This is a genomic window from Arsenicicoccus sp. oral taxon 190, assembly GCF_001189535.1.
Classification (GTDB): Bacteria; Actinomycetota; Actinomycetes; order Actinomycetales; family Dermatophilaceae; genus Arsenicicoccus.
Genome location: NZ_CP012070.1, coordinates 2,185,702 through 2,200,254 on the forward strand (window position 1 = coordinate 2,185,702; position 14,553 = coordinate 2,200,254).

Genomic DNA, 14,553 nt, shown 5'->3' on the forward strand with positions numbered 1-14,553 from the left:
CATGGCGCGTCGACTCATCGTGCTGCGCCACGGCGAGACCGGGCACAACGCAGCCGGGATCTGGCAGGGGCAGCTGGACGTGGCGCTGTCGGACGTCGGCGTCGCGCAGGCGCGAGCCGCGGCGCCGTTGATCGCGGCGCGACGACCCGACCTCGTCGTCTCCTCGGACCTGGCGCGGGCCGCCGCCACCGCCGACCTGGTGGGGGAGCTGCTGGGCGTCGAGGTGGAGCGGGACGAGCGGTTCCGCGAGATCCACGTCGGGGAGTGGCAGGGCCGCTCGGGGGACGAGGTGCGGGCGGAGTATCCCGTCGAGGCCGAGCGGATGCTCACCGGCGACGACTTCAGGCGGGGCGGCACGGGGGAGTCGGTGGCCGAGGTGGCAACCCGGACCCTCGCGGGCGCCCTCGACGTGATCGACCGCCTCCCCGAGGACGGGATCGCGGTGATCGTCTCGCACGGCGTCGCCGCTCGGGCGCTCGCTGCGGAGCTCGTCGGCCTGCCGCAGAAGCAGGCCTGGCTGCAGCTCGGGGGGCTGCGCAACTGCCACTGGGCCGAGCTCGGCCAGGTGCGCTCCGGCGGCTGGCGCATCGACGCCTGGAACCTCGGCGCCCCCGACGCGGTCGAGGGCGCGCCCTGGCCGACCGAGCGCTGAGGAGGTGGCCGGCGGGGCGTGGCTCCCGACCGGCCGGTCGATTTGGTCGCGGCGGTGAACTCTGGCTAAAGTAATCCAGTCGCCGCGAGCGTGAGCCCGCGAGCGTCAACCCACGGGATCCGTCCTGTGAGGGGCTGTAGCGCAGTTGGTAGCGCACCTCCATGGCATGGAGGGGGTCAGGGGTTCGAATCCCCTCAGCTCCACCCACCAGCACGACAGATGCCCCGCCTCGGCGGGGCATTCGTCTTTCTCCGGGCCGAAGTTCTCCGGGCCGAAGTTCCCCGGGCCGAAGCGCTCCGGGCCGACACGGTGGTCGGGAGGGGCGGGCGGTTCGGCATACGGGCGCGCCACGAGGCCGACCCGCACCCTGCGGTAGCCTGGGCCGGTGGCCCATCAGCAGCTCCTTGTCGGGCCGCGCTGACCACGTCGGACGACCAGCGCGGCTGCCCCTCCCTGAGCGAGGGGCGTTTGTGTGTCCGGAGCAGCGAGCCACACCGAGGACCCAGGGAGACAGACGATGACGGACACGGCCGAGACGACGCGCGACGAGCACCCCTACCGCTACACCGCCGCGCTGGCCGGGCAGATCGAGACCAGCTGGCAGGACCGCTGGGAGCAGGACGGCACCTACCACGCGCCCAACCCGGCGGGTCCGTGGGCCGAGCCGGACAATCCGCTCACCCACGCGCAGAAGCTGCTGGTCCTCGACATGTTCCCCTATCCGAGCGGCGCGGGCCTCCACGTCGGGCACCCGCTGGGATACATCGCGACCGACGTCTACGCCCGCTACCACCGCATGACCGGCAAGAACGTCCTGCACTGCCTCGGCTACGACGCCTTCGGCCTGCCCGCCGAGCAGTACGCCGTGCAGACCGGCCAGCACCCCCGCAAGACGACCGAGGACAACATCGTCATCATGGCGCGCCAGCTGCGCCGCCTCGGCCTCGGGCACGACGACCGGCGCGCGATCCGCACCATCGACCCCGACTACTACCGCTGGACCCAGTGGATCTTCCTGCAGATCTTCAACAGCTGGTATGACGAGTCCGCCGTCCGGCCCGACGGGGGCCTCGGCAAGGCGCGCCCCATCGCCGAGCTGCTGCCGTCGCTGGCCGACGGGTCGCGCCCGCTGACGGGCGACTTCGCGGGCCGCGCCTGGGGCGAGCTGAGCGAGGCCGAGCGGGCGACGGTGGTCGACGGCCACCGCCTGGCCTACGCCGACGAGGCGCCCGTCAACTGGGCGCCCGGCCTCGGGACCGTCCTGTCCAACGAGGAGGTCACCAACGACGGCCGCTCCGAGCGGGGCAACTTCCCGGTCTTCCGCAAGGCGCTGCGCCAGTGGAAGATGCGGATCACCGCCTACGCCGACCGGCTCGCCGACGACCTGGACCGCGTGGACTGGCCCGAGAAGGTCAAGACCATGCAGCGCAACTGGATCGGCCGCTCGCACGGCGCGCGCGTCACCTTCACGGGCCCGGCCGGCCAGCCCATCGACGTCTTCACGACGCGTCCCGACACGCTCTTCGGCGCCACCTTCATGGTGCTGGCGCCCGAGCACCCGCTCCTCGCCGAGCTGGTCACCGACCGGTGGCCGAGCGACATCCCCGTGCACTGGACCGGTGGTGCGGACACGCCGGGCGAGGCGGTCTCGTCATACCAGCTCGCGGCGTCGCGCAAGAGCGACGTCGAGCGACAGATGGACGACAAGACCAAGACGGGCGTGTTCACCGGCGCCTACGCGACCAACCCGGTCGACGGGCGGCAGGTCCCGATCTTCGTCGCCGACTACGTCCTGATGGGCTACGGCACCGGCGCGATCATGGCGGTGCCCGCGCACGACGAGCGGGACTTCGAGTTCGCGACGGAGTTCATGATCCCGATCGTGGACGTGGTCGCGCCCGCGGACCGCGACCCCTGGCCCGGCTCGGTCAACAACGGCGAGGCGTATGTCGCTCCCGGGGTCGCCGTCAACTCCCGCAACGACGAGGTGAGCCTGGACGGGATGGGTCTCGACGAGGCCAAGGCGACGATGATCGCGTGGCTGGAGCGCACGGGTCGCGGGCAGGGGACCGTGACCTACCGGCTGCGCGACTGGCTCTTCAGCCGGCAGCGCTACTGGGGCGAGCCGTTCCCCATCGTCTTCGACGAGGACGGCGTGGCCCACGCGCTGCCCGAGTCGATGCTGCCGCTGGAGCTGCCGGAGATCCCGGACTACGCGCCCAAGACCTTCGACCCCGACGACGACTCCTCCGAGCCGGAGCCGCCGCTGTCGCGAGCTCGTGACTGGGTCGAGGTCGAGCTGGACCTCGGTGACGGGCGGGGCGTGCAGCGCTACCGCCGCGAGACCAACACCATGCCCAACTGGGCGGGCTCGTGCTGGTACTTCCTGCGCTACCTCGACCCGGCCAACGCTGCCGCTCTCGTCGACCCCGAGGTCGAGCGCTACTGGATGGGGCCGCGGCCGACCCCCGTCGCCGGCGCACCCGAGGGTGCGCTCGACCCAGGCGGCGTGGACCTCTACGTCGGTGGCGTCGAGCACGCGGTGCTGCACCTGCTCTACGCCCGCTTCTGGGTCAAGGTGCTGCACGACCTCGGCCACCTGACCTCCGAGGAGCCGTTCCGGCGCTACTTCTCCCAGGGCTACATCCAGGCCGCCGCCTACCGCGACGACCGGGGTCAGCCCGTGCCGGCCACCGAGGTCTCCGAGAGCGCCGACGGCGTCTTCACCTGGCATGGCAAGGTCGTGCACCGCGAGTTCGGCAAGATCGGCAAGTCCCTCAAGAACGTCGTCTCCCCGGACGAGATGTATGACGAGTACGGCGCCGACACCTTCCGCGTCTACGAGATGGCCATGGGACCGCTCGAGCTGAGCAAGCCGTGGGAGACCCGCGCGGTCGTCGGGTCGCAGCGGTTCCTGCAGCGGCTGTGGCGCAACGTCGTCGACGAGCAGACCGGGGAGGTGCACGTCGGCCCCGGCGAGCCGGACCTCGCGACGAGCCGCCTGCTGCACCGCACGATCGACCAGGTGGCGCGCGACTACGACGGGCTGCGCTTCAACACCGCCATCGCCCGGCTGATCGAGCTCAACAACGCGCTCACCAAGCTGGACGCCGTGCCCCGCGCGGCCGCCGAGGCGTTGGTGCTCATGGTGGCGCCGGTGGCCCCGCACCTCGCCGAGGAGCTGTGGTCCCGGCTCGGGCACGAGTCGTCGGTGGTGCACCAGCCGTTCCCGGAGGCCGACCCGGCGCTGCTCGTCGACGACACCGTGACCTGCGTCGTGCAGGTGCTGGGCAAGGTCCGCGACCGGCTCGAGGTGGCCGCCGACATCAGCGAGGGCGACCTCGAGGCGGCGGCGCTCGCGAGCGAGCGCATCCAGGAGCTGCTCCAGGGCAAGACCGTGCGCAAGGTCATCGTGCGGGCCCCCAAGCTGGTCAACATCGTCGCAGGCTGACCCATGACGACGCTCTTCCCCTCCGTGGGGCTCGTCACCGACTCGACCGCCTACCTGGCGGCCGAGTCGGTGGCCGACCACGGCATCGACGTGGTGCCGCTGGTGCTCGTCGCCGACGGGCGGCAGTACGTCGAGGGGACCATCGCCCCGGACGCGTTGCCCGACATCCTGCGCAAGGCCAAGAAGCTCGGCACCTCGAGGCCGTCGCCGGCGGACTTCCTGCAGGCCTACCGCCGCGCTGCCGAGAGGGGCTGCGAGGAGGTGCTGTCCGTGCACCTGTCCTCGGAGCTGTCCGGGACCATCGAGGCCGCCGTCCTCGCCGCCTCGCGGGCCCCTATCCCGGTGGAGGTGATCGACTCCCGCTCCATCGGCATGGGGATGGGGCACGCCATCCTGACCGCAGCCCGGCTGGTCGAGACGGGGGCGAGCGCGGCCGAGGCGGGTCGTGCCGCGCGCCGTCGGGCCGAGGACACGACGCTGACCTTCTGCGTCGAGTCGCTCGACTACCTGCGCAAGGGCGGCCGGATCGGGGGCGCCGCAGCGTTCTTCGGCACCGCGCTGGCCATCAAGCCGCTGCTCTCCCTCGACGACGGGCGCATCGAGCCGGTGGCCAAGGTCCGCACCGCCACGCGCGCGGTCAAGCAGATGATCGACCGGTCCGTGGCCGCGACCGAGGCTGCCCCGCACGGGGCGGACGTGACCGTGCACCAGCTGGACGCCGACCTGCGGGCGGACGAGATCGTGGAGGCGCTGACCGCGCGCTGCCCCGAGGGCACGAGCATCGGGGTCGAGGTCCTCGGACCGGTGGCGGCCTGCCACGTCGGGCCCGGCACGACCGCGGTGGTCGTGGCGCCTCGTCCCTGACACGTGAGGGGGCGGGGCGCTCTGCCGGGGTGAGTCGCTCTGCGGGGGCGGGCCGCTCTGCGGGGGCGGGACGCTCGGCAGGGCTGGCCGGTCTGCGGGGCGGGCCGGTCTGCGGGCTCCGACCTCGCACCTGAGCGTGGTTGTCCACAGGCGGCCGCGACCACCGTCGAGCTGTCCACAGCCCCGGATGCCGCCGTGGTGAGGCGCCGAGTCCGTCCCTAGCGTCGTGAGCATGCGACGACGACCGCCTCCTCCCGACCTCGACCGCCTGGCGCGGCTCGCGGGCCCTCGGTCGCCGGCGGAGCCCGAACGGGCCTCGCGCGAGGTGCCGGGTGCGCCTCGCTGGTGGCTCGACCTGGAGGAGACCCCGGTCGGGCCGGCGACCATGCCGGACAACGTGCTGGAGAAGCTGCACGGTGCCGAGGCCCTAGCGGCTCGAGGTCGCCGCTCGCCGCAACCACCGGCCGACCCAGGCAGGCACCGGCCGCCCGCCCCGCCGGCGCTCAGCTGGCCCTCACGCCTGGCCGATGCCCGGTGGCAACCGCGGTGGACGGCGGTGCTGGCGGTGCTGCTCGTCCTGGTCGTGGCCGGGGTCGGGTTCGGCATCCGGGTCGCGCTGGCGCGCAGCCAGGGCGAGCCGCAGCCGGTGGCGCCGGCCACGTCGGTAGCGGCCCCCACGGAGGGCGTCCACAAGGCGACGCCGCCGGGCGCGCCCGCGTCGGGGAGTGCCACCCCGGCAGCGACGACGACCGGCGTGGTGGTCGACGTCGGAGGTCAGGTGCGTCGCCGCGGGGTGGTCCGGCTGGGAGCCGGGTCCCGAGTGGTGGACGCGCTGTCCGCGGCCGGGGGACCGCTGCCCGGCGCCGACCTGGCGGCGCTCAACCAGGCCAGGGTGCTGGTGGACGGGGAGCTGGTCTTCGTGCCGCGGCCGGGGGAGGCGCCCCCGGCTGGCGCGAACCAACCGGCCTCCGGCACCGGCGCCACTGGCGTCCCCGGAGCGGCCGGGGGTGGACCGCCCGGGGCGGGCGCCCCGGTGGACCTCAACCGAGCCACCGCCGAGCAGCTCGACGCGCTCCCGGGCGTCGGCCCGGCCATCGCCGCGCGCATCCTCGAGTGGCGCGCGCAGCACGGTCGGTTCAGCAGCGTCGACGAGCTGGGCGAGGTGCAGGGCATCGGGCCCAAGATGCTGGAGCGGCTGCGCGCCCTGGTCCGGACATGAGGGGGCAACGATCCCCCGGGAGGGCGCCGGCTGACGCGTCCGCGCAGGAGCGAGACGCTCACGAACGAGGTGTCCACGAGCGGGCCGCCCAAGAGCGGGCTGGCCGCGAGCGAGCCGCGCACGAGCGGGCCGCCCAGGAGCGGGCCGCCCAAGAGCGGGCTGGCCGCGAGCGAGCCGCGCACGAGCGGGCCGCCCAGGAGCGGGCTGCCCAGGAGATCGCCGAGGTGCGTCGCCGGGAGCGCCGCCGGATGGTCCGCAAGGCCGCGGGCCTGAGCCCGGCCTCGTCCGGGCCGCGCAGACCGTCGCGGTGGCTGGAGGACATCCGTCCCTCCACCCCGTCGGACCTGCGACTGCTGCTGCCGGCGTGCGTGGCGTGGGCCACGACCGCGGCGCTGCTCGCGGCTCCGCCCTGGCTGCTGGCCGCGGTCGTCGCCACGAGTGCCGGCGGGGCGCTGCTCGTGGCTCGTCGGCGTTCCGCCCGGGGGGCCGCGACCGTGGCGCTGTGCGGCGTCGTGGTCGCCCTGACCGTTGGTGCCGTGGCGGGGCACCGGGGGCTACGGGGCGCGGGTTCGCTGGACGAGCTCGCGGACCAGCGGGCCGTGGGCAGGCTGCAGGCCGAGGTGGTCTCCGACCCCCGGACGGTCGGTGGCGGGTCGGAGCGGGCGTCCAAGACGATGGTCCGGCTGCGTCTCACCTCCCTGACCGCCCGCGGCGCGACCAGCCAGCTGTCGACGCCGGTGCTGGCCTTCGGTGACGACCGGTGGAAGGCCGTCCGGTGGGGGCAGCAGGTCGACGTGCTGGGCAGGCTGCAGCCGGCCCAGCCCGGTGATGACGTCACGGCGATCGTGCAGGTCCGGGGCCCGCCCCGGGTGACCGTCGAGGCGTCGGCGGTGGTGCAGGGTGCCGAGCGGGTGCGGGCCGGGCTGCGGGACGCGGTCGCCGGTGTTCCCGAGGATGCGGCCGGTCTCGTCCCGGGGCTCGTCATCGGCGACACCTCCCTGACACCGCCCGACCTCGTGACCGCGATGACGGCCGTGCAGATGAGCCACCTGTCGGCCGTGTCGGGTTCCAACGTCAGCGTGGTCCTGGCGGCCTTCACCGGTCTGTGCGGGGTGGTCGGGCTGCCTCGGCGGCTCCGGCCGGTGGTGGCGTTGGTCGGGCTGGCCGGGTTCGTGGTGCTGGCACGGCCCGAGCCGAGCGTGGTGCGCGCTGCCGCGATGGGCGCCGTCGGCGTGATCGGCATCTCGGCCAACCGGCACCGGGCGGCCTTTCCGGCCCTCGGGGCCGCCATCGTGGTGCTGCTGTGCTACGACCCGTGGTTGGCCCGTTCCTACGGCTTCGCCCTGTCCACGCTGGCGACGCTCGGCCTGCTGCTCTTCGCCACCCCGTGGGGCGAGGCGATCGGACGGTTCCTGCCCGGCCCGATCCGGAGCTGGGGTCCGGCGCTGGCGATCCCGCTCGCGGCCCAAGTGATGTGCGGCCCGGTGACGATCCTGCTGCAGCCCAGCGTCAGCCTGGTCGGGGTGCCCGCCAACCTGGCGGCGGCGCCGTTCGTGGGACCGACGACGGTGCTCGGCATCGCCACCGCGCTCGTGGCGGTGGTGAGCGTGCCCGTGGCACACCTGCTCGCGTGGCCGGCGGCGCTGCCGGCGTGGCTGATCGCCCGCATCGCCCGGCTGGCGGCCGACGTGCCGCACAACGCCGTGCCGTGGCCCGGCGGCCCACCGGGCGCTGCGCTGCTGGCTGCGATCACCCTGGTCGCCGTGGTCGGGGGGCCGCGGATCGCCTGGTGGGGGCGTGCCCGCCCGGTGCTCGTCGTGGCGCTGGTGCTGCTCGTCGTCGCGCTCACCATGCCGACCACCAGCGCGACCTGGCCGGTCGCCGGTTGGCGGGCCGTGGTCTGCGATGTCGGCCAGGGGGACGCCATTGTGCTGCGGTCGGGTGAGGGACGAGCGGTGGTGGTGGATACCGGCACGCCGCGATCCGGCATACGAGATTGTCTGGGGCGCTTGGGGATCCGACAGATCGACGCGCTGCTGCTGACGCACTTCCACAACGACCACAGCGGCGGGGCGGAGGAGGTGCTCGACGGCTGGCCGGTGTCGACGCTGCTGGTGACGGCCACGCGCGACCCGGAGGCACAGGCGCGCATCGTGGACCGGGCCGCAGCCGCGCACCACCTGACGCCGGTCGTGGTCGGGGCGGGGGACGAGCTGAGGTTCGGGGAGGTGCAGGCCACCGTGCTCGGTCCGCGCCGGCAGATCCGGGAGGGATCGGTCGCCAACAACGCGAGCGTCGTGCTGCTCGCGGACGTCGCGGGGACCACCCTGCTGCTGACCGGCGACATCGAGACCGAGGCCGCTGCGGACGTGCGGACCGCGTGGACGCAGCTGGCCCGGCACCCCGACCTGGACGTGCTCAAGGTCGCGCACCACGGGTCTGCCAAGCAGGACCAGCGGCTGCTGGCCGAGCTGCACGCCCCGCTGGCGCTGATCAGCGTCGGCCTCGACAACGACTACGGTCAGCCGGCGCCCTCAGCGCTGGAGACGCTGCGTCGAGGCGGCTACCAGGTCGCGCGCACGGACGAGTCGGGTGATCTCGCGGTGCTGGGCCACGGCCCGACGCTGCGGCTGGCCCGGCGTGGCCGGTGAGGTGGGGCGGCCCGGTGGTGAAGGCCGGATCCTCGGGGTCAGGACTGCTGGAACGCGCAGGCGCTGTGCTGCAACGCCTCGATCGTGGCCTTGACCGCAGGCACCTTCTGCAGGTCCGGCGTGGTGATCGCGAGGATGTGGCGCCGGGACGCGGGCTCCATGTCCCGGATCGCGACGTCGGGGTTGCTGGCGCGCCGCAGCATCAGGTCGGGGATCAGGGCGACGCCGAGGCCGGCTCCCACGAGCCCGAGCTGCGCGACGTAGTCCTCGGTCTCGAAGCTCAGGTTGGGCGTGAACCCCGAGTCCGAGGCCAGCCCGACCATGTGCACCCGGCATCGCGGGCAGCCCGCGATCCACGCCTCGTCGCCGAGATCGGCCATCCGCACCACCTGCTGCCGGGCCAGCGGATGGTCCGCGGGCATCGCCAGCCGCACCTCGTCGACCAGCAGGGGAGTGGTGACGAGCAGGTCCAGGTCCGCGTCGTCCGCCGGCACCGACGTGCCCTCGTAGGTGAACCCGACGACCAGGTCGCACTCCCCGGCCCGCAGTGCCGCGATCGCCTCGGGGGGTTCGTTCTCGCTGAAGGTGACGGTCAGGTCCGGGTGGGCGCGGTGCACCTCCGCGAGAGCGCCGGGGACGATGGTGGCGGTCGCCGACGGGAAGGACATCAGCCGCACCCGTCCCGCGCGCAGCCCCGCGATCGCGGCGACCTCCTCCTCCGCGGCGTCGAGCGCGGACAGCACCCCGCCGGCGTGCCGGGCCAGGACCTGGCCGGCCTCGGTCAGCCGCACCTGCCGGCCGATCCGGTCGATCAGGACGGTGCCGGTGCGCTGCTCGAGGCGGCGCACCATCTGGGAGATGGCCGGCTGCGTGTAGCCCAGGGCGGCCGCCGCGCCGGTGAAGCTGCCCTCGTCGGCGATGGCCTTCATGACTCGGAGTCCCGCGGCATCGATCATGAGGCCAGTCTATAACGGTGAGTTATAAAATCGTCTGTGATCTGCACGTCAGCCTATGGATCGGCGTGCTCATAATGGAGCCGTGCACGCGATGATCCTCGACCAGCTCGCCCGCCTGGTGCACAGCGGTGGCGTCGTCGCCCTCACGGGGGCGGGGATGAGCACCGAGTCGGGGATCCCGGACTACCGCGGCCCCGACGGTCAGCGCCGCGTGCAGCCGATGACGTATGCCGAGTTCACCGGCACCAGCGCCGCCCGGCAGCGGTACTGGGCGCGGGCCTTCGTCGGGTGGGAGCGGTTCTCGGCGGCCCGGCCCAACGCCGGGCACCGCGCGCTCGCGGCCCTCCAGCGGACCGGCCTGATCACCGACGTCATCACCCAGAACGTCGACGGTCTGCACCAGGAGGCCGGGTCCACCCGCGTCCTCGAGCTGCACGGCACTCTCGCGGTGGTGCGCTGCCTGACCTGCGAGGACCGCACCAGCCGCGAGGAGGTCCAGCGGCGGCTGACGGAGGCCAACCCGGGCTTCCAGGTCCGCAGCGACGAGGTGCGCCCGGACGGGGACATCGCGCTGCCGGACGCCGTCGTGGGGGGGTTCCACCTGGCCCGGTGCGTCGTCTGCGGCGCCGACACCCTCAAGCCGGACGTCGTGTTCTTCGGCGAACCCGTGCCCCGCGACCGGGTCGACGAGTCCTACCGCCGGGTCGAGGCGGCCGAGGCGCTGCTGGTGCTGGGGTCGAGCCTGAAGGTGATGAGCGGCTACCGGTTCGTCCGCCGCGCGCACGCCCTCGGGATCCCGGTGGCGATCATCACCCGGGGCCGCACCCGGGGTGACGACGAGGCGTCCTGGCAGCTCGACGCGCCGCTCGGCCCCGCCCTCACCGGCATCGCGACGCGGCTCGGCATCGAGGAGGACTTCGGGCCCGTGGTGGACGGGGAGTACGCCACCGGCCTGCCCCTCGGCCTGACCTGACGCCGAGTGACGGGCGAAGCGGCATACGCGGGGTTTGTCGGTGCCGTGTGATGAGGTGACCCCATGAGCGAAACCGCTAGGGAGCGCTACCGCTTCGAGCCGGCGCCGCAGGCCGTGCGGGCCGCCACGGACCAGGTGGAGGCGGGCAAGCACCAGCGTCCCGGCGTGGATCTGGGGCAGCCGCCCGTCGTCCCGTGGGCCGGGCGGCACGGCGCCGGGCTGTGCCTGTCCGGGGGCGGCTTCCGGGCCGCGTTGTTCCACCTGGGGTCGCTGCGACGGCTCGACGAGCTGGGCATCCTCGGCGGCCTGCGGACCGTCTCGGGGGTGTCCGGAGGCTCCATCATCGCCAACCTGCTGTGCGACCCGCGGCTGCGGTGGCCGGGACCCGGCTCCGCGGACCCGCGTGTGGGGGGCTTCGAGGACCACGTGGCCGAGCCGCTGCGGCGCCTCGCCGGCACCAACGTGCGCACCCCCGCGATCCTCGGGCGGCTGCGACCCGACCGGTGGTTCGTGCAGGACGGGGGCGTGCGGGCGATGGCCGACCGGTTTGCGCAGGCGGTGGAGTGGTGGAGCACCCCGCTCGCGGAGGTCGGCGTCGCGGGACCGGCCACGGTGACGGGCGCCACGGACATCGCGTATGGCGTCGACTGGCGCTTCTGGGACCCGACTGCGGTCGCGCCGTACGGCTGGATGGGGGACTACCGCGTGGGCTTCGCCCCGCCGCCGGCGTGGCTGCGGGTGGCTGACGTGGTGGCGACGTCCTGCGCGTTCCCGCCGGTCTTCGGCCCACGACGGATCGACGGACGCGCTCTGGGGCTGCAAGGGGGCACGCCGGGGCGGGAGACCGCGGCCACCCGCCAGGCGATCCTGGCCGGCATCCCGCTGTCCGACGGCGGGGTCTACGACAACCTTGGGCTGGAGCCGGTGTGGAAGGACCACGCCACCGTGCTGGTGTCCGACGGAGGCGGGGTCTTCCGGGCGCGGTCCACGCGCACGCCGTTCGGCCTGATGCTGCGGACCGTCCAGATCGCCGGCGACGGCGGCACGTCGGTGCGCGTCCGCTGGCTGCACTCCTCGATGCAGCGCGGCGAGATCGCGGGCGCGACCTGGGGGCTCGACGAGGTCATCGGCTACCCGCGGGACGTCGTCGAGGCCGTCAACGCGATCCGCACCGACCTCGACGGCTTCAGCGTCGGCGAGCAGCAGGTGCTGGAGCGGCACGGCTACCTCGTGACCGACGCGCTGGTGCGCGAGCACGCCCCCGAGCTGATCGCGAGCGACGTCCCCGCGCGGGCGCCGCACCCCGAGGTCGCATCCCCGCAGGTCGCCCTCGCGGCGGTGCGGGGGTCCGACCGGCGCACCGTGCTGGGCCGAGGCCCGTGGCGCGCCGATCGGGCCGGTCAGAAGGGGTAGGTCGCGATCCGGCTCTGCATCGTCACCCACTGCAGGTGACAGAAGCTGTCGAGGCTGGCCCGCGCGCCGCCGAAGTGACCGCCGCTGCCGGACGCCTTGATCCCGCCGAAGGGGATGACCGCCTCGTCGTCGACCGTCTGGTCGTTGATGTGCAGCATGCCGGTCTCGATGCGGTCCGAGAGCTCGTATGCCGCCATCGCGTCCCCCGTCAGCACCCCGACGGACAGGCCGTACTCGCTCGCGTTGAGGAGCTCGATGGCCTCGTCCACCGTGTCGTAGGTGGTGATCGGGGCGACCGGGCCGAAGATCTCGTCGGTGAAGGCGACGCTGTCCCGCGCGACATGCGTCAGGACGGTGGGGCGGTAGAACAGCCCGTCGTAGGTGCCGCCGGCCTCGACGCGGGCGCCGGCGTCGACCGCCCGCCGGACGATGTCGTGGACGCGGTCCCGCTGGCGCTCGTCGATGATCGGGCCCAGGGCGTTGGTGGGGTCGGTGGGGTCACCGACGGTCAGGGCGTCGGCCTTGGTCGCGAGCAGCCGCGCGTAGTCCTCGGCCAGGGAGGACGGCACGAGGTGCCGGCCTGCGGTCATGCAGATCTGGCCCTGGTGCAGGAACGAGCCCCACGCGCCGGCCGACGCGGCGGCCTCGACGTCGGCGTCGGGCAGCACGAGCAGCGCGTTGTTGCCGCCCAGCTCGAGGTGCACCTGCTTGAGCAGGCCGGCCGCGGCCTGGCCGATCCGCCGGCCGGCGGCGGTGGACCCCGTGAAGGACAGGCACGGCACCTGCGGGTGGGCGACCAGGGCCTCCCCGAGGTCGGCCCCGCCGGGCAGGACGTGCAGCAGCCCCTCCGGGAGCCCGGCGTCGGCGAGGAGCTGGGCGAGCGCCATACCGCCGGCGACGCTGGTGCGCGGGTCGGGCTTGAGGACGACCGCGTTGCCCAGCGCGAGCGCCGGAGCGACCGAGCGCATCGACAGGATGGCCGGGAAGTTGAACGGCGAGATGACGCCGACCACGCCATACGGGACGTAGCGCGCGAGGGAGAGGCGCGGCTTCATCGAGCGCAGGACCTCGCCGTAGGGCGCCGACGCGGTCGCGGCGGCCTCTTGCAGCTCGGAGACGACGAGCCCGACCTCGAAGGCAGCCTTGCCCTGACCGGATCCCGCCTCGCGGACCAGCCAGGGCTGCAGCCGCTCGGGCTCGGCCTCGAGGAGCTGGGCGGCCTTGAGCATCACGGCGGCTCGGGCCGGGTAGGGCTGGGCGGCCCAGGCGCGCTGCGCCGCCCGGGCACGCTCGACGGCGTGGTCCAGGTCGGCGGGGGAGGCGGTCCCCACGTGCCCGAGCGTCTCGCCGGTGGCCTTGTCCGTCACGGGTGACGGCTCCCCGGAGCCGTCCGTCCAGGAGCCGGTCCAGATGGCGCGCTCCCACGGCGCGGTTGTGGAGCTGGTCATGCGGGCCTCACTCATCGTCGGGTGGGTGTGTGCGCCCAGCCTGCCATCCGCGGGCCCGGCTCGTCGCGGGTGCCGACGGACGGATCAGACGGCGCGCAGGACCGCGGTGACCTTGCCGAGCACCGTGGCCTGGTCGCCGTCGATGGGCTCGAAGGCGGGGTTGTGCGGCAGCAGCCACACGTGACCGTCCTTGCGCTTGAAGGTCTTAACGGTCGCCTCGCCGTCGAGCATGGCGGCGACGATGTCGCCGTTGTCCGCGTCGGGCTGCTGCCGCACCACGACCCAGTCCCCGTCGCAGATCGCCGCGTCGACCATGGAGTCGCCGACCACCTTGAGCAGGAAGAGCTGGCCCTCGCCCACCAGCTGACGGGGGAGCGGGAAGACGTCCTCGACGACCTCCTCCGCCGTGATCGGGACACCGGCGGCGATGCGACCCAGGACCGGGACGTATGACGCCTCCGGCCGCTGGTCCCCCGACGCGGTGACGTCCACGCTGTCGTCGATCGTGGAGTGGAAGGCCTCCGGCGCCCACTCGGGGGCCACGACCTCGATGGCGCGCGGGCGGTTGGGGTCGCGCCGCAGGTAGCCCTTGCGCTCGAGGGTGAGCAGCTGGTGGGAGACGCTGCTGACGCTGGCGAGGCCCACCGCGTCACCGATCTCGCGGATGCTCGGCGGGTAACCGCGCCGCTCGACCGTGTTGCGGATGAACTCCAGGATCTTGCGCTGCCGGGCGGTCAGGCCGTCGCGGCCGTCCCGGTCCGGCAAGGTCGTCACCTTGGCCATGGGTCTCGCTCCTCGCTGTCGCCACAGGGCTCTGACCTGCGGATCTCGTGTCTCGGAAGCACTCTCCGAGGGGGTATGTCAGTGGTCCCTGCTTGAGTATCTCCCGTGGCCACCAGGCTATCGGGGTCGATTGGACGTTTCAA

10 protein-coding genes and 1 tRNA gene are annotated in these 14,553 nt (G+C 73.7%); 8 read left to right on the forward strand and 3 right to left on the reverse strand.

Features of this window, described 5'->3' with window-relative positions:
• Window position 1: 1 nt before the first annotated feature.
• The 6 genes from ADJ73_RS10190 to ADJ73_RS10215 all read left to right on the forward strand — a co-directional run bounded on the left by ADJ73_RS10190 (window position 2) and on the right by ADJ73_RS10215 (window position 8,837).
• Complete coding sequence (locus ADJ73_RS10190) at window positions 2-652, forward strand: histidine phosphatase family protein (RefSeq protein ID WP_050348175.1); 651 nt, start codon at window positions 2-4, stop codon at window positions 650-652.
• Window positions 653-782: 130 nt separating this feature from the next.
• Window positions 783-855 (forward strand) — tRNA-Ala (locus ADJ73_RS10195).
• Window positions 856-1,169: 314 nt separating this feature from the next.
• Entirely contained in the window at window positions 1,170-4,103 is a 2,934-nt protein-coding gene (gene leuS, locus ADJ73_RS10200) for a leucine--tRNA ligase (RefSeq protein ID WP_050348176.1), read from the forward strand.
• A 3-nt stretch (window positions 4,104-4,106) separates the two neighbouring features.
• Window positions 4,107-4,967, forward strand: coding sequence for a DegV family protein (locus ADJ73_RS10205; protein ID WP_050348177.1), 861 nt, complete (start codon window positions 4,107-4,109; stop codon window positions 4,965-4,967).
• A gap of 232 nt (window positions 4,968-5,199) precedes the next feature.
• Window positions 5,200-6,186, forward strand: a complete 987-nt coding sequence (locus ADJ73_RS10210; protein ID WP_253272539.1) for a helix-hairpin-helix domain-containing protein — start codon at window positions 5,200-5,202, stop codon at window positions 6,184-6,186.
• Window positions 6,183-8,837, forward strand: a complete 2,655-nt coding sequence (locus ADJ73_RS10215) for a DNA internalization-related competence protein ComEC/Rec2 (RefSeq protein ID WP_156188200.1) — start codon at window positions 6,183-6,185, stop codon at window positions 8,835-8,837. The genes ADJ73_RS10210 and ADJ73_RS10215 overlap by 4 nt, the downstream gene beginning before the upstream one ends.
• Before the next feature lie 38 nt (window positions 8,838-8,875).
• Here ADJ73_RS10215 and ADJ73_RS10220 read toward each other — a convergent pair whose 3' ends face one another.
• Window positions 8,876-9,793: a LysR family transcriptional regulator gene (locus ADJ73_RS10220; protein ID WP_050348180.1), complete on the reverse strand. Its 918-nt coding sequence runs from the start codon at window positions 9,791-9,793 to the stop codon at window positions 8,876-8,878.
• Between the two features lie 91 nt (window positions 9,794-9,884).
• On the opposite strand from ADJ73_RS10220, the gene ADJ73_RS10225 reads away from it, so the two are divergent.
• Together ADJ73_RS10225 and ADJ73_RS10230 are read left to right on the forward strand one after the other, a co-directional pair.
• Window positions 9,885-10,766, forward strand: a complete 882-nt coding sequence (locus ADJ73_RS10225) for an NAD-dependent protein deacetylase (RefSeq protein WP_253272725.1) — start codon at window positions 9,885-9,887, stop codon at window positions 10,764-10,766.
• 63 nt (window positions 10,767-10,829) lie between these two features.
• On the forward strand, window positions 10,830-12,179 hold the full coding sequence (locus ADJ73_RS10230; protein WP_050348181.1) for a patatin-like phospholipase family protein: 1,350 nt from the start codon (window positions 10,830-10,832) through the stop codon (window positions 12,177-12,179).
• Here ADJ73_RS10230 and ADJ73_RS10235 read toward each other — a convergent pair.
• Together ADJ73_RS10235 and lexA are read right to left on the reverse strand one after the other, a co-directional pair.
• The gene (locus tag ADJ73_RS10235; protein ID WP_050348182.1) at window positions 12,167-13,627 is read right to left on the reverse strand and encodes an aldehyde dehydrogenase family protein; all 1,461 of its coding nucleotides are present in this window, start codon (window positions 13,625-13,627) and stop codon (window positions 12,167-12,169) included. The genes ADJ73_RS10230 and ADJ73_RS10235 overlap by 13 nt on opposite strands.
• Window positions 13,628-13,711: 84 nt before the next feature.
• On the reverse strand, window positions 13,712-14,410 hold the full coding sequence (lexA, locus tag ADJ73_RS10240) for a transcriptional repressor LexA (RefSeq protein WP_050348183.1): 699 nt from the start codon (window positions 14,408-14,410) through the stop codon (window positions 13,712-13,714).
• Between the last annotated feature and the right edge of the window lie 143 nt (window positions 14,411-14,553).